This window comes from Aquamicrobium soli, from assembly GCF_042646345.1.
GTDB lineage: Bacteria > Pseudomonadota > Alphaproteobacteria > Rhizobiales > Rhizobiaceae > Mesorhizobium > Mesorhizobium soli_A.
Map to the genome: position 1 here is coordinate 1 of NZ_JBHRTK010000012.1, position 25,904 is coordinate 25,904.

Sequence of the window (25,904 nt, forward strand, 5' to 3'; positions counted from 1 at the left end):
GTTCTTCAACAGACACCTCATCACGAGTCCAATGTAAACACTGCCCCACAAGGGGGAGGGGAATCTGGTAGCGTCCTACCGAAAATGTCAGCGCCCCGCTTGCAACTGGTCGAGCTGGAATCCTCCTCCCCCTTGTGGGGAGGGGCCAGGGGTGGGGGTCATGCGGGGCATGAAGCTTGCCGCCCGGGGGTGCGCCAGTGAGCGTCTCCGGCCCCCTCTCCCGGCGCGAATGGCTCCTGTCCGAGCGGCCTGCCTCGCGCCTGCAGGCTCGGCTCGGGCGGGCCTACGTCGCCTGGCGACGCTTTTCGGCCAACCGGCTGGCGCTGGTCGGCCTGCTGATCATCCTGGCGCTGATCGCGGTCGCGGCGCTGGCCGGCACCATCGCGCCCTACTCGCCGACCGTGGGCGATCTCGCCGGATCGCGGCTGTTGCCGCCGGGCGAAAAACACTGGCTCGGCACTGACGACCTCGGCCGCGATATTTTATCGCGCATCCTCTACGGCTCGCGCTGGACGCTCTATGTGGTGGTGCTGGTCGCCATCATCGCCGCCCCCATCGGCCTCCTGGTCGGCACCGTCGCCGGCTATGCCGGCGGCTGGGTGGATACGGTGCTGATGCGCATCACCGACATCTTCCTCGCCTTCCCGAAGCTGATCCTGGCGCTGGCCTTCGTCGCGGCGCTCGGCCCCGGCATCGAGAACGCGGTGATCGCCATCGCCATCACCTCCTGGCCGCCCTATGCGCGCATCGCCCGGGCCGAGACGCTGACGGTGCGCAACTCGGATTTCATCAAGGCCGTCGAGCTGATGGGCGCTTCGCCGCTGCGCATCATTTTCCGCCACATCATGCCGCTCTGCCTTTCCTCGCTGATCGTGCGCGTGACGCTCGACATGGCCGGCATCATCCTCACCGCCGCCGGCCTCGGCTTCCTCGGCCTCGGCGCGCAGCCGCCGCTGCCCGAATGGGGCGCCATGATCGCGTCCGGCCGCCGCTTCGTGCTCGACCAGTGGTGGGTGGCGGGCGTGCCGGGCTTCGCCATCCTCATCGTCAGCCTCGGCTTCAATCTCCTGGGCGACGGCCTGCGCGACGCGCTCGACCCCCGCAGCGGTGACCAATGAGCGACACGCTGCTCGAGATGGAAGACCTGCGGGTAACGTTCCCGACCCGCACCGGCGTGGTCGAGGCGGTGCGCGGCGTTTCCTTTTCGCTGGGCCGCGAGCGGCTGGGCATCGTCGGCGAGAGCGGTTCCGGCAAATCGCAGACCGGCCGCGCCATCATGGGGCTGACGCCGCCGCAGGCCCGTGTCAGCGCCAAAAGACTCGCCTTCGACGGCATCGACCTTCTTGCCGCCTCGGCCGTCGAGCGGCGGGCGCTGCGCGGCAATCGCATCGCCATGATCCTGCAGGACCCGAAATATTCGCTCGACCCGGTGATGAGCATCGGCCGGCAGATCGTCGAGACGCTGCGGACGCACGAAAAGGTTTCAAAGGCCGAGGCACGCGAGCGGGCTCTCGACATGCTGGCGGCGGTGCAGATACGCGACCCCAAGCGGGTGTTCGACCTGCACCCGCACGAGGTTTCGGGCGGCATGGGCCAGCGCGCCATGATCGCCATGATGCTGGTGGCCAATCCCGAGATGCTGATCGCCGACGAGCCGACCTCGGCGCTCGACGTCACCGTCCAACTCGACGTGCTCGGCATCCTCGACCGGCTGGTCGGCGAGCGCGGCATGGGACTGGTCTTCATCTCGCACGACCTCAGGCTGGTGTCGTCCTTCTGCGACCGGGTGGTCGTCATGTATGCCGGCAAGGTGGTGGAGCAGTTGAAGGCCTCCGACCTGAAGAACGCCGAGCACCCCTATACGCGCGGCCTGCTCGACTGCATGCCCAAGATCGGCGCCGACCGCCACCCGCTGCCGGTGCTGGAGCGCAAGCCGGAGTGGGCGCTGTGAACGGCCGCAACGAGGGACCCCCACCCCTGACCCCTCCCCACAAGGGGGAGGGGAACCGGATGGAGCCATGCCAACCCTATACCCGCGATTTCCCAGGGACGGTGACGCTGGCGTCCCCCTCCCCCTTGCGGGGAGGGGCCGGGGGTGGGGGTAAATCCATGCCGAGCGGAGTGGGGCCATGACCGCCGCGCTCTCCGTCAAAAACCTCGAAGTGACGTTCGACCGTTTTCGCGCGCTGAAGGGGGTCAGCCTCGATGTCGAAAAGGGCGAATCCTTCGGGCTGGTCGGCGAGTCCGGTTCCGGCAAGTCGACGCTGCTTCGGGCCGTTGCGGGGCTGGCGCCGGTGTCGGCCGGCGCGATCGCCGTCGACGGCGAGACGCTGGGCAGGCGCCGGACGAAAGCCTTCTACCGCAAGGTGCAGATGGTGTTCCAGGACCCCTACGGCTCGCTGCACCCGCGCCAGACGGTGGACCGGCTGCTGCAGGAGCCGCTTGCCATCCATGGCATCGGCGACGGCGAACGGCGCATCCTGCGGGCGCTCGACGAGGTCGGGCTCGGCTCCGGTTTCCGCTTCCGGTATTCGCATCAGCTTTCCGGCGGCCAGCGCCAGCGCGTGGCGATCGCGCGGGCGCTGATCCTGGAGCCGTCGATCCTGCTGCTCGACGAGCCGACCTCGGCGCTCGACGCCTCCGTGCAGGCGGAGGTGCTCAACCTTCTGGAAGAGGTGCGCCGGGCGCGCGGCCTGACCTTCCTGATGGTCAGCCACGACCTCGCCGTCGTTACCCATATGTGCGACCGGCTGATGGTGATGCAGAACGGCGAGGCGGTCGAACATCTCGACGCCGCCGATCTCGCCAGCCGCCAGGTTACGAAGGATTATACGCGCAACCTGCTCAAGGCCAGCGAAGGGTTTTCACGCCCGGCGTGATACCGCATCCGGCCATCGGCAGGCCCAACGGCTCGCCCGCGGTGCGGGCTTGAGCAAAGGCTGAAATAGCGCGAGATTGGGCAACAGACCGTGCAGGCCCGACAACCAGAGCTGCCTTGAGAGGACCCGATGAAGAACGCCGCCATTTCCGAACGCAAGAACGCCGCCATCTCGCGCGGCGTCGGCATGACCACGCAGATCTACGCCGACCGCGCCGAAAACTCGGAGATCTGGGACGTCGAGGGCAATCGCTACATCGACTTTTCCTCCGGCATCGCCGTGGTCAACACCGGCCACCGCCACCCCAAGGTGATCGCGGCGGTCAAGGCGCAGCTCGACCGCTTCACCCATACCTGCCATCAGGTCGTGCCGTATGAGAACTACGTGCACCTGGCCGAGCGCCTGAACGGCATGCTGCCCGGCAAGTTCGAGAAGAAGACGATCTTCGTCACCACCGGCGCCGAGGCGGTGGAGAACGCGATCAAGATCGCCCGCGCCGCCACCGGCCGGCAGGCGGTCATTTCCTTTGCCGGCGGCTTCCACGGCCGCACCTTCATGGGCATGGCGCTGACCGGCAAGGTGGTGCCCTACAAGGTCGGCTTCGGCGCGATGCCCGGCGACGTGTTCCACGCGCCGTTCCCGGTGCCGTTGCACGGCGTTTCGGTGGCCGACGCGCTGGCGGCCTTGGAGCGGCTGTTCAAGGCCGACGTCGATCCAAACCGGGTCGCCGCCATCATCGTCGAGCCGGTACAGGGCGAAGGCGGCTTCTATGAAGCGCCACGCGAATTCACCTCGGCGCTGCGCAAGATCTGCGACCAGCACGGCATCTTGTTGATCGCCGACGAGGTGCAGACCGGCTTTGCCCGCACCGGCAAGATGTTCGCCATGGAGCACCACGACGCGGTGCCGGACCTCACCACCATGGCCAAGAGCCTCGCCGGCGGCTTCCCGCTTTCGGCGGTGACGGGCCGGGCCGAACTGATGGACGCGCCCGGACCGGGCGGCCTCGGCGGCACCTATGCCGGCAATCCGCTGGGCATCGCGGCGGCGCATGCCGTGCTCGACGTGATCGAGGAGGAAAAGCTCATCGACCGCGCCAACGCGCTCGGCGGCCGGCTGAAGCAGCGGCTGGAATCGCTGCGCGACGACGTGCCCGAGATCGTCGATATCCGCGGCCCCGGCTTCATGAACGCGGTCGAGTTCAACGATGTCCAGAAAGGGCTGCCCTCGGCCGAGTTCGCCAACGCCGCGCGGCTGAAGGCGCTGGACAAGGGCCTGATCCTGCTCACCTGCGGCGTCTACGGCAACGTCATCCGCTTCCTGGCGCCGATCACCATCCAGGACAACGTCATGAACGAGGCGCTGGACATTCTGGAAAGCTCGATCCGCGAGGCACGGGCGTAACTTTTCTTCTCCCCTGCTGGGAGAAGGTGTCGCGAAGCGACGGATGAGGGGAAACGCCGCCCCTCATCTACATGCCGTCATCTGCCCTAGCGTGCATTCATCATTCTTCGCCCCCGTAAACGGGGCGAGGAAAACAGTTTCGGCGTTACTCCGCCGCCTGCTTCTGCTGATACGCCGCCAGCGCCGCCTTCAGCGCATCGGGACCGCCGACGGCGACTTCCAGTGACGGCGAAAAGCCGGCGCCGAGCATCTTGCGGCCGAGCATGTGGTCGGCCGGCTTGTTGATCGATTCGACGCCGATCAGCCGGTCGCCGCCATAATGATAGATGGAGAATTTGTTCTCGTCCGGCTCGCCCACCACGACCGTCTGATCGCTGCCCGAGGTCAGGCCGACCATCTGCAGCTTCATGTCGCCGATGTCCGACCAGAACCACGGCACCGCCGCATAGCTGTCTGCGCGGCCGACAATCGTGCGGGCGGCAAGGCGCGCCTGGTCGGTGGCGTTCTGCACCGATTCCAGCCGCACGTCGCCGCCGGTGAACCAATGCCGGTAGTTGGCCACGTCGCCCACCGCCAGCACCTGCGGCACGGACGTCCGCATCTGGCCGTCGATTTTGATGCCGTTGGCGACGGCGATGCCCGCGGCCTCGGCCAGTTCGACATTGGGCACCACGCCGATGCCGATGATGACCATCTGCGCGGCCAGGCGCTCGCCCGACGCGGTGATGGCGGCGATGACATGGCCGTTCTCGCCTTCCAGCCGGGCGACCGTCGTGCCGGTCAGGATGCGCACGCCCATGGCTTCCAGCCGCTGGCGCACATGCGAGCCGATGGCCGGCGCGACGGCGCGGCCGAGCAGGCGGTCGACGGCTTCCACCACCGTTACCTTGCGGCCGCCGAGCGTCAGCGTCGCGGCGATCTCGAGGCCGATGAAGCCGCCGCCGAGGATGACGACTTCCCCGGCAGCGCCGCTAAGTTCGCGGATCAGGCGCGCATCGCCGATCGAGCGCAGCGACAGCACGCCTGCCAGGTCGGAGCCCGGCAGCGGCAACAGGCGCGGGCGCGAGCCGGTCGCCAGCACAAGATGGTCGAAAGGGAGTGTGCCGCCGCCGGCCAGTTCGAGGCGGCGCCCGCCCAGATCGATGCGCTCCGCCCGAAGGCCGGGCCGGAAATCGATGGCGTTGCCGCCATAGAAGGTCTCGCCGCGCAAGGGCTGCGGCTTCGCCTCCACGTCCTTGATGAAGGTCTTCGACAGCGGCGGCTTGTGGTAGGGCAGTTCGTTTTCGTCGCCGAGCAGCAGGACCGGGCCGTCATAGCCCTCCTCGCGCAGGCTGGCGGCGGCCTGGACGCCCGCATGTCCCGCCCCGACAATGACGACACCGTTACTCATGCTGCCCTCTTTGCCTGCTTTCGCGCGTGGTCCATCCTATGGCGAACGCGATGGGAAACGGTGGTCCGGTTCCGCCACGAAAGCCATCATTCCGGTCGCACCTGGAACGGCTGTTTGTCAATCGCGCCGATCGGGGCAGGCCCGGAATATGGTTTGCACCAAAAACATGACCGTTTCAGTTTAGAATTATTCTAAACTATTGTTTCGATTGATTTTTCTTGACCGAAACAGTTGACTTTCAGCCACGCCACCGTTTTATGAAAGCCAAGCGCGATGGCGCACCTTTGATGTCTGGGCCTTGAACCCGTTCGATTGGAGGCACTTCGGTGTTTTGTTCGACCAGCCAATTCCCCTGGCCCCTGTTGCCGGCTGCTGTCCCGGCGGACGCCCCTGAATGCCGTCCTGCCCCGGGTATGGCCGCCGCTCTGCTTCCCTGAAATTGCCGAGGAGACAACCATGAGAACGACACGGGTCAGGGCACGCATCGCCGGCAGGCTCGCCGCGCTCGTCGCCACGGCGGCGCTGACGACGGCGGCCTTCGTCTTGCCGACAAAGGCGGAGACGGACGCGAAGGCGGTCATCAAGACCTATGCCGATATCGCGCTCGCCAAATATGAGGATTCGCTGACCACCGCGCAGGCGCTGGACAAGGCGGTGGACGCGCTGATCGCCACGCCCTCGGCCGACACGCTCGCCGCTGCGCGGGACGCCTGGAAGGCGGCCCGCATTCCCTACCAGCAGACCGAGGCCTACCGCTTCGGCAACCCGGTCGTCGACGACTGGGAAGGCCGCGTGAACGCCTGGCCGCTGGACGAAGGGCTGATCGACTATGTCGATGCCGGCTACGGCACCGAGTCGGACGAGAATTCGCTCTACACGGCCAATGTCATTGCCAACAAGACGATCAAGATCGACGGCAAGGACGTCGACGCCACCAATCTCACGCCGGAATTCCTCTCCGGCACGCTGCAGGAAGCAGGCGGCATCGAGGCCAATGTCGCCACCGGCTATCACGCCATCGAGTTCCTGCTGTGGGGCCAGGACCTCAACGGCACCGGTCCGGGCGCCGGCGACCGCCCGCATACGGACTACGACACCGCCAACTGCACACACGGCAATTGCGACCGCCGCGCGCAGTACCTGAAATCGGCTTCCACGCTGCTGGTCGCGGATCTCGAGGAGATGGTCGGCAACTGGAAGGACGGCGGCGCTGCGCGCAAGGCCCTCGAGGACGGCGAGCCGAACGCCGGCATCACGGCCATCCTGACCGGCATGGGTTCGCTTTCCTACGGCGAACTGGCCGGCGAGCGCATGAAGCTCGGCCTGCTGCTGCATGACCCAGAAGAAGAGCACGACTGCTTCTCCGACAACACGCACATGTCCCACCTGGAAGACGCCGTCGGCATCCGCGACGCCTACCACAACCGCTATACCCGCATCGACGGCTCGACGGTTTCCGGGCCTTCGGTTTCCGACATGGTCAAGGCCGCCGATGCGGCGCTGGACAAGGAGCTTTCCGACAAGCTCGACCTGACGGTTTCGAAGATGGAAGCGATCAAGGCGCGCGCCGACAGCGGCGAGGCCTACGACCAGCAAATCGGCGAGGGCAACACCGAAGGCAACGACACGGTGCAGGCGGCGATCGGCGGGCTGATCGACCAGACCAAGTCGATCGAGCGGGCCGTGTCGGTGCTGAAGCTCGACGCCATCGCCTTCGAAGGCTCCGACAGCCTCGACGCGCCGGACAAGGTCTTCCAGTAAGGAACAATCCACCCAGCCAGACGGGGCGCATGCCCCGCCAGCCATCGAGACGACCATGCTGATCTGCCAATGCAATGTCCTTACCCAGAAAGAGGTCGAGCAGGCCATCGTCGCGCTGCTCGATCAGGATCCGTGGCAACTCATCGTGCCGGCCAAGGTCTATCATTCGATGAAGAAGCGTGGCCGCTGTTGCGGCTGCTTCCCAAATGTGGTGGAAACGATCATTCGGGTAACCGAAGACTATCATGCCAGATCCGCAACGGACGGCGTGGATATCGTGACACACCTGGATCGCGTGAGGGAACTGCGCGTCCAATACGGGAGCACCGCGCATGAAAGGCGAACCGCAAGTCATCGAGCGGCTTAACGAAGCCCTCTTCCTGGAACTCGGCGCCGTCAACCAGTACTGGGTTCATTTCCGCCTGCTGGAGGACTGGGGCTACACCAAGCTCGCCCGCAAGGAACGCGCCGAATCGATCGAGGAAATGCACCATGCCGACAAGCTGGTGGCGCGCATCATCTTCCTCGAAGGCCACCCGAACCTGCAATCCGTGGCGCCGCTGCGCATCGGCCAGAACGTCAAGGAAGTGCTGGAATCGGACCTGGAAGGCGAATACGAGGCCCGCACCGCCTACAAGCGCTCGCGCGAAATCTGCAACGAGCTCGGCGACTACGTCACCATGAAGCTGTTCGAGGAACTGCTGGCCGACGAGGAAGGCCATATCGACTTCCTCGAAACGCAGCTCGACCTGCTCGCCTCCATCGGCGACGAGAAATACGGCCTGCTCAACGCCGACTCGGCCAACGAGGCCGAATAGGACATGCCTGGATGCGGCGCCTGACGCGATTCCTGCGCCGCATAGCCATTGCCTGCACGGTTGTCGTCTCGACGGCAGCAGTTGCCGCCGATCTTGACGGTGTTGCCGCCGCGCGCACCGACCTGTCGCCTGCCGACCTCGCCCGCGTCGAGGCGGTCACCAAACCGGCTGTCGATTTCTCCAGGGCGGAGCCCTTCGAGACCATGCAGGGCGGGGCCGGCACGTCGAAAAAGCGTGCCGACGCCAACGCCTTCTCGCATCCGGCCGGCAACCTCACCTTCGAGCAACGCGGCACCTTCGGGCTGGGCGAGGCGCTGTTCCGTAAACTGTGGGTGTCGGCGCCTTCCTCGACGCAGGCTTCCGACGGGCTCGGCCCGCTCTACAACGCACGCGCCTGCGATGCCTGCCATGTGAACAACGGGCGCGGCCACCCGCCTGAGGCCGGCCCCACCTCGATGCTGCTGCGGCTGGCGCGCGCCGCCGGCACGGCGGAGGAACAGGCGAAGATCGCCGGCCACGAAGCGCTCAACTTCCCCGATCCGGTCTATGGCCGGCAATTGCAGGAACTGGCGGTGCCGGGCGCGGCCGGCGAAGGGCGGATGGCCATCCGCTACGAGGAACAGCAGGTGACGCTCGGCGACGGTAGCGTCGTTTCGCTGCGCAAGCCGAGCTATGCGGTCGAGAACCCGACCTACGGGCCGCTCGATCCGAAAACGACGCTGTCGCCGCGCATGGCCAGCCCGCTGATTGGGCTCGGTCTCGTCGAGCAGATCGATCCGGCCGATATTTTTGCCCATGCCGATCCCGACGACGCGGACGGCGACGGCATTTCCGGCAGAGCCTCTATCGTGCGCGATCCCGTCAGCGGCAAGCCGACGCTCGGCCGCTTCGGCTGGAAGGCGGAGCAGGCGACGATCCGCCAGCAGGCGGCTGACGCGCTGGCCGACGACATCGGCATTTCCTCGCCCGAAGCGCCACGGCACTGGGGCGACTGCACCGAAGCCCAGACCGCCTGCCGGGCGCTGCCGGCCGGCGTGCAGGCGCGCCTCGGCGACACCGAAGCCCCGGCGCCGGTCATCGACCTCGTCACCTTCTACACGCAGAACCTTGCCGTTGCGGCGCGGCGCGGCGGCGACGACGGCAAGGTCCTCGAAGGCAAGCGGGCGTTCTACGAAATGGGCTGCGTAGCCTGCCACACACCGAAATTCGTCACCCGACGCGACGCACCGGACAAGGCGCAGGCCTTCCAGTTGATCTGGCCCTATTCCGATTTCCTGCTGCACGACATGGGCGAGGGGCTGGCCGACGGCCAGCAGGCAGGCATGGCCTCGGGAAACGAATGGCGCACGCCGCCGCTATGGGGCATTGGCCTGGCGAAAAAGGTCGGCGGCCATGCCTTCTTCCTGCATGACGGGCGCGCCCGCAGCCTACCCGAGGCGATCCTGTGGCATGGCGGCGAGGGGCAAAAGGCACGCGACCGCTTCGCCGCCGCATCTGCCGCCGAACGCGCGGCGCTGATCAAATTCCTGGAGTCCTTGTGATGACAAGACGGTTTTCTCTCGCTTGGATGCTGGCGCTCGCCTTGCCCTTCGCCCTGTCGGCAGCACCGACCGCGACGGCAGCGGTAAAGGCGTCGGATGTGATCGGGGCGGCCGTCGACGGGTTCGTGCGGCCCGCCTATGACGACCTGCACAACCGGGCCACCGACCTCGGCAAGACCATGCAGGCGCTGTGCGAAGCCCCCTCTCCTGCCGCTCTGGAGGCCGCGCGAACCGGGTTTTCCGGTGCCGTCGCGGCCTGGTCCACGGTCGAGATCATCACCTTCGGCCCGATCCGCCAGGACAACCGGATGGAACGGATGCTGTTCTGGCCCGACCGGAAGGGCATCGGCCTGAGGCAGGTGCAGGCGGCGCTGGCCGGCAAGGACGAGACGGCGACCGACCCCGCCCAACTCGCGACCAAAAGCGTCGCCATGCAGGGCTTCGGCGCGCTGGAGTTCGTCCTTTACGGCACCGGCGCGGAGGCGCTTGCCACCGGCGACGCCTATCGCTGCCGCTATGGAGCAGCCATTGCCGGCAACATCGCGACGATCGCCGGCGACGTCGCCGCCGCCTGGAACGACAAGGCTGGGTTTGCCGCGCAGTGGGCCAATCCGGGGCCTGACAATCCGCTCTACCGCGACGGCAACGAGGCGGTGACCGAACTGATCAGCGTCTTCATCAACGAGCTGGAGATGGTGCGCGATGTGCGCCTGAAAGGCTTTTTCGGCACGACGCCCGATGCCGACAAGCCGAAACAGGCGATCTACTGGCGCTCGCAAAACACCGCCGCCTCGCTTGCCGCCAATCTCAACGGCATGGACCGGCTGTTCACCGTTTCGAAGATCGGCGAAGCGCTTTCGCCGGAGGCTCGCTGGATGGCCGATTCCATCCATATCCAGCTGGCCAACGGCGTGGCCGATGCGCGCGCCGTCACCGGCCCGATCGACGAGGCGCTGGCCGATCAGGCGCGGCGCGCCAGACTGGAGCATTTCGCGCTGGTGACCAGCACGCTTTCCGCCTTGATCGGCACGCGCATGACCGCGGAATTCGGTCTTACCGCCGGCTTCTCCTCGCTGGACGGGGATTAAGGCCGATGCACAACGCCTTCATTCGGACGGGCCGGGAGCTTCATACCCCCACCCCTGGCCCCTCCCCACAAGGGGGAGGGGATTCGGAAAGCTCACCGCCAGATTCCCCTCCCCCTTGTGGGGAGGGGCCAGGGGTGGGGGTAACTTTACCGGCAAAGACATCTTCAGCATCGATGAGAGCGTCCCATGCGCACGCGTCTGATTGACCGTCGCGATTTCCTGAAGGCGGCGGGCGCGGGCTTCGCGGCGGCGCTGGCGCCATCGGCGTGGGCGGCCGCGCTTGAAACCGATGCCGTGTTCGCCACCGCATTCGTGCGGCGCGACGGCAGCTATGGCGCGGGCATTCTTTCCGAAGCCGGCAAGCTGCTCTATTCGGTGGCGTTGCCGGACCGGGGCCACGACGTGACCTTCGATCCGGTGTCACAGCGCTCGGTGGTGTTTCCGCGCAAGCCCGGCACCGTCGCCGTCGTCTTCGATCATACGCGCCGGACGGAGCCGCTTACCATAGCCAGCAACTCCGGGCGGCATTTCTACGGCCATGGCGTGTTCTCGCCGGACGGGGCGCTGCTCTACGCCACCGAGAACGATTTCGACAACGCCGCCGGCATGATCGGCATCTATGACGCGAAAGGCGGCTTTGCCCGTGTCGGCGAATTTCCGACCCATGGCGTCGGCCCGCACGAACTCATGCTTCTGGACGACGGGCGCACGCTCGCCATCGCCAATGGCGGCATCGAAACGCATCCGGATTTCGGCAAGGCCAAGCTCAACCTGGCGACGATGCAGCCTTCCTACGTGCTGGTCGATCGCCTTTCCGGCGATCTCCTGGAGAAGCACCAACTGCCGCCCGACCTCAACCGGCTTTCCATCCGCCACATGGACGCGGACGGGTCCGGCACGATCTGGTTCAGCTGCCAGTATGAGGGGGCGACCGCGGATAGGCCGCCGCTGGTCGGGCGCGCGCCGCGCGGCAAGGAGCTCGAACTCCTGGAAATGCCGGAAAAGGCGCTGAACAGCCTGCACAACTATATCGGCGCGATGGCGGCCAACCGCGAGGCCGGCACCATGGCCGTGTCCTCGCCGGCCGGCAACAGCTACGTGGTTTTCGATACGACGAGCGGCAAGGTGGTTTCGGCGACCGACATGACGGAAGTGTGCGGCATCGCTCCCGACCGCGACGGCTTCATCGCCACTAGCGGCGCCGGCGCCATCGCCCCGTCGAGGCGGGCGGCCGTGTCGGAACCGGGCTATGTGTGGGACAACCACATGCTGCGGATAAGGCCACCCGCGTAACCTATTTGTCCGGGGTCTCGCCGTGCGGCGGCGTGGTTTCGTCGGCCGGCTTGTAGAGGTAGAAAAACTGCCAGGCGCCGTAGGCCGCAAAGGCCAGCGCGATCAGGCCCCAGGTCGACGAGCCCCCGTAAAATTCGAGCGCGGCCCAGACGGCGCAGCCCGCGACGATGGCGATGCGCCGCCACAGGGGCCGGAAGAACGGGTGCTCATAGTCCTTCAGCAGGGCCATCAGGCAGCATTCTTGCGGGCGAGCCGCGCCTTGATGCTTTCGACATCGGCACGCGGGGTCGCGGAAAACAGCGTGCGGGTATAGCTGTGCTGGGGATCGGAAAAGACAGCGTCGCGCGAGCCGTATTCGACCGCCTCGCCGAAATACATCACCATCACGTCGTCCGCGATGTAGCGCACCACCGACAGGTCGTGGCTGATGAAGATATAGGTAAGCTGGAACTCGTCCTGCAGGTCGGCCAGAAGGTTGAGCACCTGCGCCTGCACCGAAAGGTCGAGCGCCGAAACCGGCTCGTCCAGCACCAGCAGGCTCGGCCTCAGCATCAGCGCGCGGGCGATGGCGATGCGCTGGCGCTGGCCGCCGGAGAACATGTGCGGGTAGCGGTTGAAGTGCTTGTCCTCCAGTCCGACCTTCCGCAGCATGTCGTAGGCACGCTCGCGCCGCTCGGCCGCCGGCATCGAGGTGTTGATGACGAGCGGCTCCATCAGCACGTCGCCGATCTTCTGGCGCGGGTTGAGCGAGCCGTAGGGGTTCTGGAAAACGATCTGCACCTTGCGGCGAAGTTCCGGCGTCGGCCGCCCGGCGGCGATATCGATCTTGTGGCCGTCGAGGAACAGCTCGCCCGACGTCGCCGGATCGATGAGGGTGATGATGCGCGCCAGCGTGGACTTGCCACAGCCCGACTCGCCGACGATGGCCAGCGTCTTGCCCTTCTCCACCGAAAACGACACGCCCTTGACCGCGTGCACGATGCGCGCCGGCCTGAACACGCCGCCCTGCACGACATAATCGCGCTTGATATCCTTGCCCTCGACGACGATCGGGTTGCCGGTATCGGTCATTGCGGTGCCACGGCCACGCCGCCCTCCAGCATCAGCGCGGCAACGGTCGGCAGCCGGTCGCCGGTGGCGTTGTCGGGAAGGGCCGCCAGCAGCGCGCGCGTATAGGCATTCTTCGGCGCCTCGAACAGCGAAAGCACGTCGGCCTCCTCCATCTTGCGGCCCTTGTACTGGACGATGACCCGGTCGGCCGTCTCGGCCACCACGCCCATATTGTGGGTGATCATGATCATGCCCATGCCGTGCTCGGCCTGCAGCTTCATCAACAGGTCGAGGATCTGCTTCTGGATGGTGACGTCGAGCGCCGTGGTCGGCTCGTCGGCGATCAGCAGCTTCGGGTTGCAGGCGATCGCCATGGCGATCATGACGCGCTGGCACTGGCCGCCGGACATCTGGTGCGGATAGGAGGAAAGCCGCTCCTCCGGGTTGGGAATGCCGACCGCCTTGAACAGTTCGATGGCGCGGGCGCGCCGCTGGCGCTTGTCCATGCCGAGATGGAAGCGCAGCACCTCCTCGATCTGGAAGCCAACGGTGAAGCAGGGGTTGAGGCTCGCCATCGGCTCCTGGAAGATCATGGCGATGTCGCGGCCGACGATGCGGCGGCGCTCGGCCGCGCTCATCGCGAACAGGTCCTTGCCGGCAAACAGCGCCTTGTCGGCGGAAACCTTTGCCGTCCACGGCAGCAGCCCCATGACCGCCAGCATCGACACCGATTTGCCGGAGCCGCTCTCGCCGACGATGGCCAGCACCTCGCGCTCGTCGACATGAAGCGACACGCCGTCTACCGCCCGGAACGGGCCGGAGGCGGTGTCGAACTCTACGACGAGGTTTTCGATCTCAAGCAAGGCCATGGTCACGACCTCTTCATCTTCGGGTCGAGCGCGTCGCGCAGGCCGTCGCCGACGAGGTTGATGGCAAGCACCGTGACCAGGATGGCGATGCCGGGCAGGGTCACCACCCACCAGGCGCGCAGGATGAATTCGCGCGCTTCGGCCAGCATCGTACCCCATTCCGGCGTCGGCGGCTGCGCGCCCATGCCGAGGAAGCCAAGTGCGGCGGCATCGAGAATGGCGTTGGAGAAGGAAAGCGTCGCCTGCACGATCAGCGGCGCCATGCAGTTGGGCAGGATGGTCCTGAACATCAGCCGGATCGGCCCGGCGCCGGCGACTCGGGCGGCAACCACATAGTCGCGACTCTTCTCGGCCATCACCGCCGCGCGGGTGAGGCGCACGAAATGCGGCTGGTAGACCAGCGCGATGGCGATCATGGCGTTGTCGAGGCCAGGGCCGAGCACCGCCACCAGCGTCAGCGCGAGCAGCAGCGACGGGAAGGCCAGGATGATGTCCATCAGCCGCATGATGACGGTGTCCAGCCAGCCGCGGAAATAGCCGGCGAGCACGCCGACGAAGATGCCGACAACAAGCGCGATGGTGGTGACGACGATGCCGATGAACAGCGAATAGCGGGCGCCGAACAACAGCCGCGAAAGGATGTCGCGGCCGACCGCGTCGGTGCCGAGCAGGAATTCCCACCGCCCGTTCGCCTGCCACACCGGCGGCACCAGCACGGCGTCGCGATACTGCTGGTAGGGCTCGTGCGGGGCGATCAGCGGCGCCAGGATCGCCACCACGATCAGCGCCAGGAAGAACCACAGGCCGATGACCGCGCCCTTGTTCTCGGAAAAATAGAACCAGAACTCGGCAAGCTGGCGCCGGCGCGGCGACATCTCGTCCAGCGAAGAAGCGGTCTTGGCGGTCGCGTTGCTCATGGCGCCCTCAATACCGGATACGCGGGTTGACCAGCCCATAGGCGAGGTCGACGAGCAGATTGACGATCATGATGATGGCGGCGATCAGAAGCAACCCGCCCTGGATGACCGGATAGTCGCGCTTGAACACCGAATCCACCATCCACTTGCCGATGCCGGGCCAGGAGAAGATCGTCTCGGTGAGGATGGCGCCGGCCAGCATGACGCCGACCTGCAGGCCGATGGTGGTGATGACCGGGATCATGGCGTTGCGCAGCGCATGGATGCCGACGACACGGAACGGCGACAGTCCCTTGGCGCGCGCCGTGCGCACATAGTCCTCCGACAGCACTTCCAGCATGGCCGAGCGCGTCTGGCGCGCGATGACGGCCAGCGGAATGGTGCCGAGCACGATCGCCGGCAGGATGAGATGGCTGACCGCGGAGGTGAACGCCCCCTTCTGCCCAGAGAGCAGGGAATCGATCAGCATGAAGCCGGTGACCGGCGGGAAGAAATAGAGCAGGTCGATGCGCCCCGACACCGGCGTCCAGCGCAGGATGCCGGAAAACAGGATGATCAGCAGCAGGCCCCACCAGAAGATCGGCATCGAGTAGCCGACCAATGCCGCCCCCATCACCGACTGGTCGAAGAAGGAACCGCGCTTGATGGCGGCGAAGACGCCGGCCGGAATGCCGAGCACGATGGCGAAGATGATGGCGCAGACGGACAGTTCCAGCGTCGCCGGGAACAGCGCGAAGAACTGCTGGATGATCGGCCGCTTGGTGACGATGGAGGTGCCGAAATCGCCGTGCAGGATGCCGCCGATATAGGACAGGTATTGCATGACCAGCGGCCGGTCCATGCCGAGTTCGTGCATGATCTGGGCGTGGCGCGTCGGGTCCATCACCCGCTCGCCCGACATCAGCATGACCGGGTCGCCCGGCAACAGCCGGATGAAGGCGAAGGCGATGATCGACACCCCGATGAAGGTGGGGATGAGGATCAGGAGCCGGCCAAAGAAGAATTTGAGCATGGATGTCCTATGACATCTCGCCCCGACCGGATCAATCGGCCGGGGAGAAAGGCAACGCCCGGCCTGGGCCGGGCGTTGCTGTTGGCTTTATTCGGCGATGTCGACGTTGTCGAAGCGGTGGATGCCGAGCGGGTCCTGGGTAAAGCCGGTGACCTTCTTCGACATCGGCATGAACACGGTCGAGTGGTCGATGGTCGCCCACGGGGCTTCCTTCTTGAAGACGACCTGCGCCTGTTCGTAGAGCTTGGCGCGCTCGGCCTGATCGGACGTCACCTTGGCCTTCTTGACCAGCTCGTCGAACTCCTTATTGCACCACTGGGCGCGGTTGTTGCCGCCGACGGCGGTGCAGCCGAGCAGGGTATCGAGGAAGTTGTCCGGATCGCCGTTGTCGCCGGTCCAGCCGAGGATGACGGCGCCGTCGCGGTCCTTGTCGGAGGAGCGCTTCAGGTACTCGGCCCACTCATAGGTGACGATCTCGGCCGAGACGCCGACCTTGGACAGGTCCGCCTGCATCAGCTCGGCGGCGCGGCGCGCGTTGAGCATGTAGGGGCGCGACACCGGCATCGCCCAGATCTTCATCTTCAGGTCCTTGACGCCGGCGGCCTCGAGCGCGGCCTTGGCGGCGTCGGGATCGTATTTGTCGTCCTGCACCGCATCGTTATAGGACCACATGGTCGGCGGGATCGGGTTCTTGGCGACCTGTGCCTGCCCCTCGAAGACCGCGTCGACGATCGCCTGCTTGTTGATCGCTTGGTTCAGCGCGCGGCGCACCTCGGCCTTGTCGAACGGGGCCACCAGCGTGTTGTAGGCGAGATAGGCGACGTTGAGGCCGGCCTGCTCCTCGACATTCAGGTCGGGATTGCCCTTCAGCGCCTCGACGTCGGCGGCGTTCGGATACGGATAGATCTGGCACTCGCCCGCTTCCAGCTTCTGCCGACGCACGGACGCGTCCGTGGTGATGGCGAAGACGAGGTCGTCGATCTTGGGCGCGCCGTTCCAGTAGTCGGCGTTGGCCTTGTAGCGGATCGCCGCGTCAGGCTGATAGGCGACGAAGGTGAACGGACCGGTGCCGAGCGGCTGCTGGTTCATCTGCTCCATCTTGCCGTCCGCCGAGAGCTTGTCGGCATATTCCTTCGACAGCACGGAGGCGAAGTCCATGCCGAGGTCGGCCAGGAACGGCGCCTCGGGATGGTTCAGCACGAACTTGACCGTGTGGTCGTCGACCTTCTCGATCGACTTGATGAGGTCGGGGAAGCCCATGCCGGCCGAATATTCCCAGCTCGCGCCCGCCACATACTTGTTCCACGGATCGTCCGCCTTGAGCTGGCGATCGAAGGAGTAGATCACGTCGTCGGCGTTGAACTCACGGCTCGGCGTGAAGAAGTCGGTGGTCTGGAACTTGACGCCCTGGCGCAGCTTGAAGGTGTATTCGAGGCCGTCGTCGGAAATGGTCCAGCTTTCGGCGAGGCCGGGCTCGATCTCGGTCGAGCCGTGCTTGAACTCGACGAGACGGTTGTAGACCGTGCGCGAGGAAGCGTCGAACGTGGTGCCGGCGGTATAGAGGCCGGGATCGAAGCCTTCGGGCGACCCTTCCGAGCAATAGACCAGCGTCTTGGCGTTGGCAGCGCCTCCCAGCACCGTTGCAGCCAGCAACGCAGCCGCAAAAGCCATTTTCTTTTTCATGGAGAACTCCCTGATTATTTCCAAGCCCCTCTAGCAGGCTCGTGAAGGCCGCATATAAGCATCAAATTCACCCTAGTGGAACTGCCCGCTTGCATTCCCCAAGGAAAGCGGAAAAGCATTCCGTCTATCTTTAATTCGAAGAATTCTTTTCCAAATTTCGATCGCGCCTCATATATCAGTGGTCTTTTTTTCGCCTTTTTCAGTCCCGCTCGACCCTGTCACTCCGCCTTGCAAGCGCCTGCATAGTTGGTGATACATAAGCCAACCGAGGGAGAAACGCGTGGCCAAAGCGACGGAAACGACCGGTCGGGCGAAGGGCGGGAGCGCCTCCGAACCGTCGCCGGAAACAGGCGGGACAGAAGCCGCTTCCGAAAACCGCGCCAGCCCCCCTCCTCTGCCCGATGCCACGAAAACGGACGCGGCGCGGCCCCCGTCAAAACCCTGGCTCAAAAGCTACCCGAAGAACATGGCGGCCGAGATCGGCGCGCTTCCGGCCAATTCGATCGGCGAACTGCTGGTCAAGGCCTGCAAGCAACATGCGGGGCGGACGGCCTTCGTCTCGATGGGCACGAACCTCAGCTACGCCCAGCTGGAGCGGCGCTCGGGCGCGCTGGCCGCCTGGCTGCAATCGCGCGGCATCCCGAAAGGCGCGCGCGTTGCGCTGATGATGCCCAACGTGCTGCAATATCCGATCGCGATGATGGCGCTGCTCAGGGCCGGCTGCGTCGTCGTCAACGTCAACCCGCTCTATACGCCGCGCGAGCTGGAGCACCAGTTGAAGGATTCCGGCGCCGAGGCAATCGTCATCCTGGAGAATTTCGCCAGGACGCTGCAAACCGTCGTCGCCAGGACCGGCATCAAGCACATCGTCGTCGCCTCCATGGGCGACCAACTGGGCGAGCTCAAGGGAGCGGTCGTCAACTTCGTCGTGCGGCGGGTGAAGAAGCTGGTGCCGGCCTGGTCGCTGCCCGGCCATGTCCGCTTCAACGCGGCGCTGAAGGCCGGCGACGCACTGCCCTTCAAGCCGGTGAAGACCACGCCCGACGACATCGCCTTCCTGCAATATACCGGCGGCACCACCGGCGTCTCCAAGGGCGCGACGCTGCTTCACCGCAACATCCTGGCCAACGTCGCCCAGCTCGCCCTGTGGGTGGAGGACGCCTACGCGGTCAAGCCCAAGCCGGCGCACGCCACCTATATCTGCGCGCTGCCGCTCTACCACGTCTTCGCGCTGACGGTGAACGCGCTGATGGGCATGCAGCAGGGGGCGCAGAACATCCTGATCCCGAACCCGCGCGACATTCCCGCCTTCGTCAAGGAACTGGCGCGCCAGCCGTTCCATATCTTCCCCGGCCTCAACACGCTGTTCAACGCGCTGCTGAACAACGACGATTTCCGCAAGCTCGACTTCAGCGCGCTGCGGCTCAGCCTCGGCGGCGGCATGGCGGTGCAGAAGGTGGTGGCCGAGCGCTGGAAGGACGTCACCGGCAGCCACATCACCGAGGGCTACGGCCTTTCCGAGACCTCGCCGGTGGCGACGGCCAACAAATGCTCCTCCCCCGATTTCACCGGCACCATCGGGCTGCCGCTGCCTTCCACGGAACTGTCCATCCGCGACGACGCCGGCAACGAACTGGCGCTCGGCGACATCGGCGAGATCTGCATCAGGGGGCCGCAGGTGATGGCCGGCTACTGGAACCGGCCGGACGAGACCGCGAAGGTGATGACGGCCGACGGTTTCTTCCGCTCCGGCGACATGGGCTTCATGGACGAGGCCGGCTACACCAGGATCGTCGACCGCAAGAAGGACATGATCCTGGTTTCCGGCTTCAACGTCTATCCGAACGAACTGGAGGACGTGGTCTCGCGCCACCCGGGCGTGCTGGAAGTGGCGGCCATCGGGGTGCCCGACGAGCATTCAGGCGAGGTGCCGAAGCTGTTCGTGGTGCGCAAGGACCCCGCCCTCACGGAAGCCGACCTCGTCGCCTACTGCCGCGAGAACCTGACCGGCTACAAGCGTCCGCGCACGATCGAGTTCCGAACCGAACTGCCCAAGTCGCCCGTCGGCAAGATTCTGAGGCGCGAACTCAGGCCGAAGGACCCCGCCTGAGGGCAGGCCGGCGGCGCGCAATGACGCTACGGAATTCTTCTTGCCGGGATTATCGGCATATGATCGTATGACGATCAAAAGAAGTCGATTTCAATCCGACAGCCAAACAACGGCCGATAGCCAAACAATGGGAGGTTTGCATCGATGTCCACTGACTACAAAAGCGTTTCGCGCCGCCGTTTCCTTGAGGGAAGCGCCGTCGCCGTCGCGGCGGGTACCCTGGGAATGCCCTTCGTGCGAACGGCGCGAGCGCAGGCGGCGACCTTCAAGGCGGGTGTCATCACCTCGCTGTCGGGCGAGAACATCCTCGGCGGCAACCTGACCAAGCAGGGCTACGACCTGTGGGCGGACGCCATCAACGAGAAGGGCGGCGTCGAAGTGGGCGGCGATCGCTTCAAGGTCAGCATGTTCTACGGCGACGACCAGTCGAACCCGGCCACGGGCGCCGACGCCGCCGAGCGGCTGATCGTGCAGAACGAGGTCGACGTGCTGTTCGGTCCCTACACCAGCGGCTCCACCATCGCCGTGCAGCCGATCTGCCAGAAATACCAGGTGCCGATGATTTCCGGCTCGGCGGAATCGCCGAACGTCTGGAAGGCCAAACCCGAATTCAACTTCGGCATCATCCCGGCCGTGGACACTACCTCCGGCCTGTCGCTGGGCGTGCTGGCGAAGCTGTCCAACCCGGCGGCGAAGACGGTCGCCGTGATCGGCGTCAACGAGCCGTTCTCGAAGGAAACGGGCGAAGGCTTCCGCGACGGCGTCAAGGCCGCCGGGCTGGAACTGGCCGCCTACGAACTGGTGCCGCCGGAAGGCGACCTCACCCCGGTCATCTCCAAGATCGCCGCGCTCAACCCCGACGTCATCGCCGTCGGCGGCCATGAGGAGCCGCTGATCAACGTGGTCAAGACCTGCAAGTCGCTGAACTACCGGCCGAAGGCGCTGATCATGCATTACGGCATCACCAACCCGGCCTTCGCCCAGGCGCTGGGTCCCGATGCCGACGGCACGACGGGCGTCGTCGTCTGGCTGCCTTCCGTGGCCTACAAGGACGATCTGTTCGGCACCGCCAAGGACTTCGCCGACATGGCGACGAAGAAGCTGGGCGGCGAGCCGGACTATACGGCGGCCGGCTGCGCGGCGAGCGGCCTGGTGCTGGGCGATGCGCTGAAGCGCCTCGGCAAGAAGCCGGCGCTGACGCCGGAGGATCGCGTGGCGCTGAAGGACGCCATCGCCGAGACCGACATCCAGACCTTCTACGGGCCGATCAAGTTCGAGAAGGAAGGCGCCCATTACCACGACAACATCCAGCCGATCCCGGTACTGGTCCAGATACAGGGCGGCAAGGTCGTCGCCGTGGGACCGAAGGAAGCGGCGGCGGCCGACTACATCTATCCGTTGCCGGCCTGGAAATAAGCGAACCGGCGGGATGCGGACGGTGATGCGTTCCGCTCCCCGCTACTACGCTCAGGTAGTTGCGCATGCCCGTGAAATGACGGACCATGCGCAACCGATTGCCTGCCCGTTTCCCTGACGACGAACGGTTGCCGCCTTGGATCTTTTTCTCCAGACCTTGCTGAACGGCCTTCTGATCGGCGGCGTCATCGCCACCTTCACCATCGCCTTCCAGCTTACCTTCGGCGTGCTGCACGTCATCGACTTCGCCGTCGGCGGCTGGGTCGTGCTCGGCGGCTATCTCGGCTACTACATGGCGGCCGGGCTCGGCGTCGACGGCTTCCTCGCTATCCCGGTGGCGTTCGTGCTGTTCGGCGCCCTCGGCTACCTGATCGGACCGGTGCTCTACAATGTCCGCAACAGCCGCACGGCGCGGCCGGAACTGATGGCGCTGGCGCTGACCTTCGGCCTGTTCACGCTGCTGCGCGGCGGTATGCTGACGGCCTGGGGCTTCAACACCCGCAACGTGCCGACCGTGCTCAGCGGCCAGAGCCTGGCGCTCGGCCCGGTGACGGTGCCGATGATCCGCGTCGCGGCGGCGGTGTTCGCCATCGCCATCGCCGGCGGGCTGTTCGTCTTCCTCTACCGCACCCGCTACGGGCTGGCGATCCGCGCCACGGCCGAGAACCGCCAGAACGCGGCGCTGATGGGGGTCAACATCCGCCGCCTCAGCGCCAACGTCTACGGCCTCTATGCCGGCATCACCGCCATGGCCGGCGTGCTGATGGGGGCGATCTACTCGGTCAACCCCGAAGTCGGCCTGCGCTACACGCTGTTTGCCTTCTTCGTGGCGGTGCTGGCCGGCCTCGGCTCGGTCGGCGGCGCGCTGGTGGCCGCCCTGCTGCTCGGCGTCATCGAGGCTTTCGTCTCCACCTATGTCGGGGCGAGCTATTCGCTGCTGTCGATCTTCGGCACGCTGTTCCTGGTGCTCCTCATATCCCCCAAGGGGATATTGCGCAGGGGGTTGTGAGATGGCGGCACAACCCGTGAAATCGCGCCTCCCCGTCCTCGTGCTGATGGCGGCCATTCTGGTCGTGCTGGCGCTGATGCCGTTCCTGGTCAACAATTACTGGCTGCGCATCGCCACCGGCGCGCTGATGTGGGCGGGGCTCGCCTGCTCGTGGAACATGCTGGGCGGCTACGCAGGCTACATCAATTTCGGCCATTCGGCCTTCTTCGGCCTCGGCGCCTATGTGACCGCCTTCCTGATGAACGACCCGTTCGGCCTGCCGTTCGTCGCCACGATCCCGGCCGGCATGCTGGTGACGGCGCTGTTCGCGATCATCATCGGGGCACCGACGCTCAGGCTGCGCGGCGCCTATTTCGCCATCGCCACCTGGGCCTTCGCCGAGGTGCTGATCCAGTTCGCCTCGGCGGTGGACTTCACCGGCGGCATCGGCGGCATCGGCCTACCGCCCTATCTCAACGAACGCTTCTTCTACTACGCCATGTTCGGGGTCGCGGCCCTGACCTATCTCATCACCTGGGCCCTGTTCGAGCGCTCGCGCTTCGGCCTCAAGGTCAAGGCGCTGCGCGACCACGAGCCGGCAGCGGAAGCGCAGGGCATCAACACCGCGCTGGTCAAGCTGCAGACCTTCGTGCTCAGCGCGGTGACCGCCTCGGTGTTCGGGGCGATCTTCGCCTACTGGGTCACCTTCATCAATCCGAAGTCCGTGTTCGGCGGCGACATCACCGACCAGATGGTGGTGATGGTGCTGCTCGGCGGGCTGGGCAGCCTGTGGGGGCCGGCGATCGGCGGCGTGGCGCTGTTCGTGGTCAACCGGCTGGTGTGGATGTACTGGGGCGACACCGCCTTCTATATCGCCGTGCTCGGCGCCGCCATCGTGCTGGTGGTGCTGTTCCTGCCCAACGGCATCGCCGGCCTGTTTACCCGGCGCAAGGCGAACGCCCTCGACAAGATGGCCGGCAAGCTCGCCGGCGGCAGCGACGAAGGAGCGCGCCCATGAACCCGGCGACGCAGGCGCCGGCAAACGGCGATCCGATCCTGGTCGTGCGCGACCTTCACAAGCATTTCGGCGGCATCAAGGCCACCAACGGCGTCAACCTGGAGGTGAACCGGCGCGAGATCGCCGGGCTGATCGGCCCCAACGGCTCCGGCAAGTCCACGCTGTTCAGCCTGGTGTCGGGCACCGTGTCGCCCGACAGCGGCCAGATCCGCTTCGACGGCCACGAGATCGCCGGCCGCAACGCCCATGTGGTCGCGCGGCTCGGCCTTGCCCGCACCTTCCAGATCCCGGCGCTGTTCGACAACATGACGGTGACGGAGAATCTTCTCGCCGCGGCGGCACAGGCGCACTGGCAGGGCGCGCGGGAGCGGGCGGCCGAGACGCTTTCGCTGCTGAGGCTGGAGCATGTCGCCGACAACCGCGCCTCCGACCTGTCCGGCGGCCAGCAGAAGCTGCTCGAATTCGGCCGCGCGGTCATGCGGCAGGCCAGCCTGGTGCTGCTCGACGAGGTGACGGCGGGCGTGCACCCCAACATCCGCAAGATCATCCTCGAGGCGATCACGCAGTTGCGCGGACGCGGCATCACCTTCCTCATCATCGAGCACGACATGGAGATGGTGCGCAGCGTGTGCGACCGCATCATCGTCATGGATTCCGGCCGCGTGGTGACCAGCGGAACCTTCAACGACATCGTGCGCAACTCCGAAGTCATGCAAACCTACCTGGGGCGGCCGCAATGACCACGCTCGCCGCCGAAAACGTCGCCACCGGCTATGGCAAGCAGGAGATCGTCCACGGCGTCTCGCTGACGGCGGAGGCCGGCAAGATCACCTGCATCTTCGGCCCGAACGGCTGCGGCAAGTCCACGCTGCTCAAGGCCGTGGCCGGCGCGCTGCCGGTGTGGCGCGGCAGCGCCAGCCTCGACGGCACGACGCTTTCCAACCTGCCGGTACACGAGGTGGTGCGGCAGGGGCTGGTGCTGATGCCGCAGGGCGGCGGCGTGTTCCCGCGCCTCACCGTCATGGAAAACCTGCGCATGGGCGGCTATGCCCTTGCCGACCGCGGCGCGGTGGAGAGCCGCATCGAGGAACTGATCGGCCAGTACCCGTCGCTGGCGCGGCGGCGCAAGACGGCGGCCGGCGCGCTTTCCGGCGGCGAGCAGGCGATGCTGTCGCTGGCGCGCGCGCTGGTTTCAAAGCCGCGCTTCATCCTGCTCGACGAGCCGTCGGCCGGGCTGTCGCCGGCCATGGTGATCGAGACGCTGGAGCGCATCACCGGGCTGACCCGGCAGGGCATCGGCATCCTGATGGTGGAGCAGAACATCCGCGAGGCGATGCCGATCGCCGACAAGATCTACATCCTCGCCGCCGGCGAAAAGCGCTTCGAGGGAACGCCGGGCGACGTGCGCGACGACCGCCAGATCATGGATATCTACATGGGCGGCGCCTGAGGGCAGCCTGCTAACGGGCCGCTTCCCGCTGCCGCTCGCCGATCCACGTCGCGCAGGCCTGGCTGATCGCGTCATGGACGGCGCGGCCGATGGCGGCGCCCACGGCGGTATGCAGTCCGGCGAAGGCTTCGCCCGGCTCACCGGCCGGGGCAGCGACCACGATGCAATCCGTGCCGGTGCCCGTCGCCACCTGCCCGCCGACCTTCCAGCCGGCATCGATGACGGCGGCGGTGCGCGCCTCGGCCGCGATCGACAGGGCCTCCAGCTGCGCGCCTTGCGAAAGCGGCCGGTCGACATGGGCGAGAAGATTGATGGTGCCGACAGGCTTTGCCGGCAACGGCGGCGCCCCTACCCGGGCCGCGTTGCCGAGCCCGGCCGTCGCCAGGCAGGTGCCGGTCACGCCGTCGAAGCAGGCGGCCGCCAGGTGATGGCGGGCGACATCGCGCGACGTCATCAGATGGACGGCATCCGCATGGCCGGCCGCCGCCATCCTGGTTTCCAGCAGCTCGACGGGGTCGACCCCCAGCGGCAGGTCGTCGTCGCGCACATGCAGCCACGCCACCTTGCGCGCCTGGTCAAAACCCGGGCGGGTGAGCGACCAGCTCACCATCGCCTGCGGCGTGGCGAACTCGGCGACGAGGAAAGGAGCGGCGCAGGAAACGGCAAAGGCATTCATGCCGCCCTTGTTCCACCGTCCGCCGCCGCCCGCAAGCCGGCATGAGGCCGGAACCTGCACGGGTGGCGCTTGCGCCACAGCGGGACAAAAATTGTTCGCCGGCCCGCGCCCTTGCCGATTGACGCTTTCGCCCGCGGCCACTAGGGTCCGCGTTGGAATTGGCTCCGCCGCGAGGCGGATTAAAAGGGAACACGGTGACGCCGAACGACGGCTGAATCCGGGACTGCCCCCGCAACTGTAACCGTTGAGTCTTCTTCCACTAGCCACTGGGCGCGCTTCTGGCGCTCGGGAAGGCGGAAGAGCGGCGACGACACGGAAGTCAGGAGACCTGCCTTTTCCGGTCACCCAAGCCTGGACACGGGGTGTGTTCAAGCGCGGTCGTCCGTGGCGGTGACACTTTTGTGTTGCCGTGCGCCGGGCGGACCGGGTGGAACCCTCATTCCCCCCAACCAGTCGGATCACGGTTCGTTTTGAGCCAGGGCGCGATACGCGCCCAAGATTGCCTGGGGACCGAATTGAAGAAACTATCGATCACGACCAG

General features: G+C 66.1%; 24 protein-coding genes and 1 riboswitch. Of the genes, 16 read left to right on the forward strand and 8 right to left on the reverse strand.

Annotated features, from left to right (window positions below; all coding sequences use genetic code 11):
• Positions 1 to 197: 197 nt before the first annotated feature.
• The 4 genes from nikC to ACFOHJ_RS09560 all read left to right on the forward strand — a co-directional run bounded on the left by nikC (position 198) and on the right by ACFOHJ_RS09560 (position 4,283).
• Positions 198 to 1,118 (forward strand): nickel transporter permease, encoded by a 921-nt coding sequence (gene nikC / locus ACFOHJ_RS09545; RefSeq protein ID WP_378220271.1) that lies wholly within the window; start codon positions 198 to 200, stop codon positions 1,116 to 1,118.
• On the forward strand, positions 1,115 to 1,951 hold the full coding sequence (locus ACFOHJ_RS09550) for an ABC transporter ATP-binding protein (RefSeq protein WP_378220272.1): 837 nt from the start codon (positions 1,115 to 1,117) through the stop codon (positions 1,949 to 1,951). Before nikC ends, ACFOHJ_RS09550 begins: the two co-directional genes overlap by 4 nt.
• A 178-nt stretch (positions 1,952 to 2,129) precedes the next feature.
• Entirely contained in the window at positions 2,130 to 2,879 is a 750-nt protein-coding gene (locus ACFOHJ_RS09555) for an ABC transporter ATP-binding protein (protein WP_378220273.1), read from the forward strand.
• Between the two features lie 129 nt (positions 2,880 to 3,008).
• Complete coding sequence (locus ACFOHJ_RS09560; protein ID WP_378220274.1) at positions 3,009 to 4,283, forward strand: 4-aminobutyrate--2-oxoglutarate transaminase; 1,275 nt, start codon at positions 3,009 to 3,011, stop codon at positions 4,281 to 4,283.
• 145 nt (positions 4,284 to 4,428) lie between these two features.
• On the opposite strand, the gene ACFOHJ_RS09565 is transcribed toward ACFOHJ_RS09560, so the two are convergent.
• Positions 4,429 to 5,673, reverse strand: coding sequence for an NAD(P)/FAD-dependent oxidoreductase (locus ACFOHJ_RS09565; protein WP_378220275.1), 1,245 nt, complete (start codon positions 5,671 to 5,673; stop codon positions 4,429 to 4,431).
• Between the two features lie 456 nt (positions 5,674 to 6,129).
• Here ACFOHJ_RS09565 and ACFOHJ_RS09570 point away from each other — a divergent pair, with 456 nt between their 5' ends.
• The 6 genes from ACFOHJ_RS09570 to ACFOHJ_RS09595 all read left to right on the forward strand — a co-directional run bounded on the left by ACFOHJ_RS09570 (position 6,130) and on the right by ACFOHJ_RS09595 (position 12,174).
• A complete protein-coding gene (locus ACFOHJ_RS09570) occupies positions 6,130 to 7,434 on the forward strand; it encodes an imelysin family protein (protein ID WP_378220276.1) in 1,305 nt (434 codons plus the stop codon).
• Between the two features lie 55 nt (positions 7,435 to 7,489).
• Positions 7,490 to 7,801 carry a (2Fe-2S)-binding protein gene (locus ACFOHJ_RS09575; protein ID WP_378220277.1) on the forward strand — a complete coding sequence of 104 codons (312 nt, stop codon included), beginning with the start codon at positions 7,490 to 7,492 and terminating at the stop codon, positions 7,799 to 7,801.
• On the forward strand, positions 7,767 to 8,252 hold the full coding sequence (bfr, locus tag ACFOHJ_RS09580) for a bacterioferritin (protein ID WP_378220278.1): 486 nt from the start codon (positions 7,767 to 7,769) through the stop codon (positions 8,250 to 8,252). Before ACFOHJ_RS09575 ends, bfr begins: the two co-directional genes overlap by 35 nt.
• Positions 8,253 to 8,263: 11 nt before the next feature.
• Positions 8,264 to 9,793, forward strand: coding sequence for a di-heme oxidoreductase family protein (locus tag ACFOHJ_RS09585; protein ID WP_378220280.1), 1,530 nt, complete (start codon positions 8,264 to 8,266; stop codon positions 9,791 to 9,793).
• A complete protein-coding gene (locus ACFOHJ_RS09590; protein WP_378220281.1) occupies positions 9,793 to 10,881 on the forward strand; it encodes an imelysin family protein in 1,089 nt (362 codons plus the stop codon). The genes ACFOHJ_RS09585 and ACFOHJ_RS09590 overlap by 1 nt, the downstream gene beginning before the upstream one ends.
• Before the next feature lie 186 nt (positions 10,882 to 11,067).
• On the forward strand, positions 11,068 to 12,174 hold the full coding sequence (locus tag ACFOHJ_RS09595) for a DUF1513 domain-containing protein (RefSeq protein ID WP_378220282.1): 1,107 nt from the start codon (positions 11,068 to 11,070) through the stop codon (positions 12,172 to 12,174).
• 1 nt (position 12,175) lies between these two features.
• On the opposite strand, the gene ACFOHJ_RS09600 is transcribed toward ACFOHJ_RS09595, so the two are convergent.
• The 6 genes from ACFOHJ_RS09600 to ACFOHJ_RS09625 all read right to left on the reverse strand — a co-directional run bounded on the left by ACFOHJ_RS09600 (position 12,176) and on the right by ACFOHJ_RS09625 (position 17,705).
• Positions 12,176 to 12,394 (reverse strand): DUF3329 domain-containing protein, encoded by a 219-nt coding sequence (locus tag ACFOHJ_RS09600; RefSeq protein WP_378221513.1) that lies wholly within the window; start codon positions 12,392 to 12,394, stop codon positions 12,176 to 12,178.
• Positions 12,395 to 12,402: 8 nt separating this feature from the next.
• Positions 12,403 to 13,245: a dipeptide ABC transporter ATP-binding protein gene (locus ACFOHJ_RS09605; RefSeq protein ID WP_378220283.1), complete on the reverse strand. Its 843-nt coding sequence runs from the start codon at positions 13,243 to 13,245 to the stop codon at positions 12,403 to 12,405.
• Positions 13,242 to 14,093 (reverse strand): ABC transporter ATP-binding protein, encoded by an 852-nt coding sequence (locus tag ACFOHJ_RS09610; RefSeq protein ID WP_378220284.1) that lies wholly within the window; start codon positions 14,091 to 14,093, stop codon positions 13,242 to 13,244. The genes ACFOHJ_RS09605 and ACFOHJ_RS09610 overlap by 4 nt, the downstream gene beginning before the upstream one ends.
• A 2-nt stretch (positions 14,094 to 14,095) precedes the next feature.
• Positions 14,096 to 15,010 carry an ABC transporter permease subunit gene (locus ACFOHJ_RS09615; protein ID WP_378220285.1) on the reverse strand — a complete coding sequence of 305 codons (915 nt, stop codon included), beginning with the start codon at positions 15,008 to 15,010 and terminating at the stop codon, positions 14,096 to 14,098.
• Between the two features lie 7 nt (positions 15,011 to 15,017).
• A complete protein-coding gene (locus ACFOHJ_RS09620; protein WP_378220286.1) occupies positions 15,018 to 16,022 on the reverse strand; it encodes an ABC transporter permease subunit in 1,005 nt (334 codons plus the stop codon).
• A gap of 87 nt (positions 16,023 to 16,109) precedes the next feature.
• A complete protein-coding gene (locus tag ACFOHJ_RS09625; RefSeq protein ID WP_378220287.1) occupies positions 16,110 to 17,705 on the reverse strand; it encodes an ABC transporter substrate-binding protein in 1,596 nt (531 codons plus the stop codon).
• 394 nt (positions 17,706 to 18,099) lie between these two features.
• Here ACFOHJ_RS09625 and ACFOHJ_RS09630 point away from each other — a divergent pair, with 394 nt between their 5' ends.
• From ACFOHJ_RS09630 to ACFOHJ_RS09655, 6 genes are all read left to right on the forward strand, one after another.
• Entirely contained in the window at positions 18,100 to 19,815 is a 1,716-nt protein-coding gene (locus ACFOHJ_RS09630) for a long-chain-fatty-acid--CoA ligase (protein ID WP_378221515.1), read from the forward strand.
• Positions 19,816 to 19,959: 144 nt separating this feature from the next.
• Entirely contained in the window at positions 19,960 to 21,231 is a 1,272-nt protein-coding gene (locus ACFOHJ_RS09635; RefSeq protein WP_378220288.1) for an ABC transporter substrate-binding protein, read from the forward strand.
• 136 nt (positions 21,232 to 21,367) lie between these two features.
• Complete coding sequence (locus ACFOHJ_RS09640) at positions 21,368 to 22,240, forward strand: branched-chain amino acid ABC transporter permease (protein WP_378220289.1); 873 nt, start codon at positions 21,368 to 21,370, stop codon at positions 22,238 to 22,240.
• A 1-nt stretch (position 22,241) separates the two neighbouring features.
• On the forward strand, positions 22,242 to 23,237 hold the full coding sequence (locus ACFOHJ_RS09645) for a branched-chain amino acid ABC transporter permease (RefSeq protein ID WP_378220290.1): 996 nt from the start codon (positions 22,242 to 22,244) through the stop codon (positions 23,235 to 23,237).
• Positions 23,234 to 23,977: an ABC transporter ATP-binding protein gene (locus ACFOHJ_RS09650; RefSeq protein WP_378220291.1), complete on the forward strand. Its 744-nt coding sequence runs from the start codon at positions 23,234 to 23,236 to the stop codon at positions 23,975 to 23,977. The genes ACFOHJ_RS09645 and ACFOHJ_RS09650 overlap by 4 nt, the downstream gene beginning before the upstream one ends.
• Positions 23,974 to 24,687 carry an ABC transporter ATP-binding protein gene (locus tag ACFOHJ_RS09655; protein WP_378220292.1) on the forward strand — a complete coding sequence of 238 codons (714 nt, stop codon included), beginning with the start codon at positions 23,974 to 23,976 and terminating at the stop codon, positions 24,685 to 24,687. Before ACFOHJ_RS09650 ends, ACFOHJ_RS09655 begins: the two co-directional genes overlap by 4 nt.
• Before the next feature lie 10 nt (positions 24,688 to 24,697).
• On the opposite strand, the gene ACFOHJ_RS09660 is transcribed toward ACFOHJ_RS09655, so the two are convergent.
• Positions 24,698 to 25,423 (reverse strand): adenosylcobinamide amidohydrolase, encoded by a 726-nt coding sequence (locus ACFOHJ_RS09660; RefSeq protein WP_378220293.1) that lies wholly within the window; start codon positions 25,421 to 25,423, stop codon positions 24,698 to 24,700.
• Positions 25,424 to 25,505: 82 nt separating this feature from the next.
• Positions 25,506 to 25,713, forward strand: a riboswitch (cobalamin riboswitch).
• Positions 25,714 to 25,904: the final 191 nt, after the last annotated feature.

Bases quoted from the DNA above. Each gene is read 5' to 3' on its own strand.
- ACFOHJ_RS09550 (WP_378220272.1), top strand. From the start codon at position 1,115: ATGAGCGACACGCTGCTCGAGATGGAAGACCTGCGGGTAACGTTCCCG.
- ACFOHJ_RS09555 (WP_378220273.1), top strand. From the start codon at position 2,130: ATGACCGCCGCGCTCTCCGTCAAAAACCTCGAAGTGACGTTCGACCGT.
- ACFOHJ_RS09560 (WP_378220274.1), top strand. From the start codon at position 3,009: ATGAAGAACGCCGCCATTTCCGAACGCAAGAACGCCGCCATCTCGCGC.
- ACFOHJ_RS09565 (WP_378220275.1), bottom strand. From the start codon at position 5,673: ATGAGTAACGGTGTCGTCATTGTCGGGGCGGGACATGCGGGCGTCCAG.
- ACFOHJ_RS09570 (WP_378220276.1), top strand. From the start codon at position 6,130: ATGAGAACGACACGGGTCAGGGCACGCATCGCCGGCAGGCTCGCCGCG.
- ACFOHJ_RS09575 (WP_378220277.1), top strand. From the start codon at position 7,490: ATGCTGATCTGCCAATGCAATGTCCTTACCCAGAAAGAGGTCGAGCAG.
- bfr (WP_378220278.1), top strand. From the start codon at position 7,767: ATGAAAGGCGAACCGCAAGTCATCGAGCGGCTTAACGAAGCCCTCTTC.
- ACFOHJ_RS09585 (WP_378220280.1), top strand. From the start codon at position 8,264: ATGCGGCGCCTGACGCGATTCCTGCGCCGCATAGCCATTGCCTGCACG.
- ACFOHJ_RS09590 (WP_378220281.1), top strand. From the start codon at position 9,793: ATGACAAGACGGTTTTCTCTCGCTTGGATGCTGGCGCTCGCCTTGCCC.
- ACFOHJ_RS09595 (WP_378220282.1), top strand. From the start codon at position 11,068: ATGCGCACGCGTCTGATTGACCGTCGCGATTTCCTGAAGGCGGCGGGC.
- ACFOHJ_RS09605 (WP_378220283.1), bottom strand. From the start codon at position 13,245: ATGACCGATACCGGCAACCCGATCGTCGTCGAGGGCAAGGATATCAAG.
- ACFOHJ_RS09610 (WP_378220284.1), bottom strand. From the start codon at position 14,093: ATGGCCTTGCTTGAGATCGAAAACCTCGTCGTAGAGTTCGACACCGCC.
- ACFOHJ_RS09615 (WP_378220285.1), bottom strand. From the start codon at position 15,010: ATGAGCAACGCGACCGCCAAGACCGCTTCTTCGCTGGACGAGATGTCG.
- ACFOHJ_RS09620 (WP_378220286.1), bottom strand. From the start codon at position 16,022: ATGCTCAAATTCTTCTTTGGCCGGCTCCTGATCCTCATCCCCACCTTC.
- ACFOHJ_RS09625 (WP_378220287.1), bottom strand. From the start codon at position 17,705: ATGAAAAAGAAAATGGCTTTTGCGGCTGCGTTGCTGGCTGCAACGGTG.
- ACFOHJ_RS09635 (WP_378220288.1), top strand. From the start codon at position 19,960: ATGTCCACTGACTACAAAAGCGTTTCGCGCCGCCGTTTCCTTGAGGGA.
- ACFOHJ_RS09645 (WP_378220290.1), top strand. From the start codon at position 22,242: ATGGCGGCACAACCCGTGAAATCGCGCCTCCCCGTCCTCGTGCTGATG.
- ACFOHJ_RS09650 (WP_378220291.1), top strand. From the start codon at position 23,234: ATGAACCCGGCGACGCAGGCGCCGGCAAACGGCGATCCGATCCTGGTC.
- ACFOHJ_RS09655 (WP_378220292.1), top strand. From the start codon at position 23,974: ATGACCACGCTCGCCGCCGAAAACGTCGCCACCGGCTATGGCAAGCAG.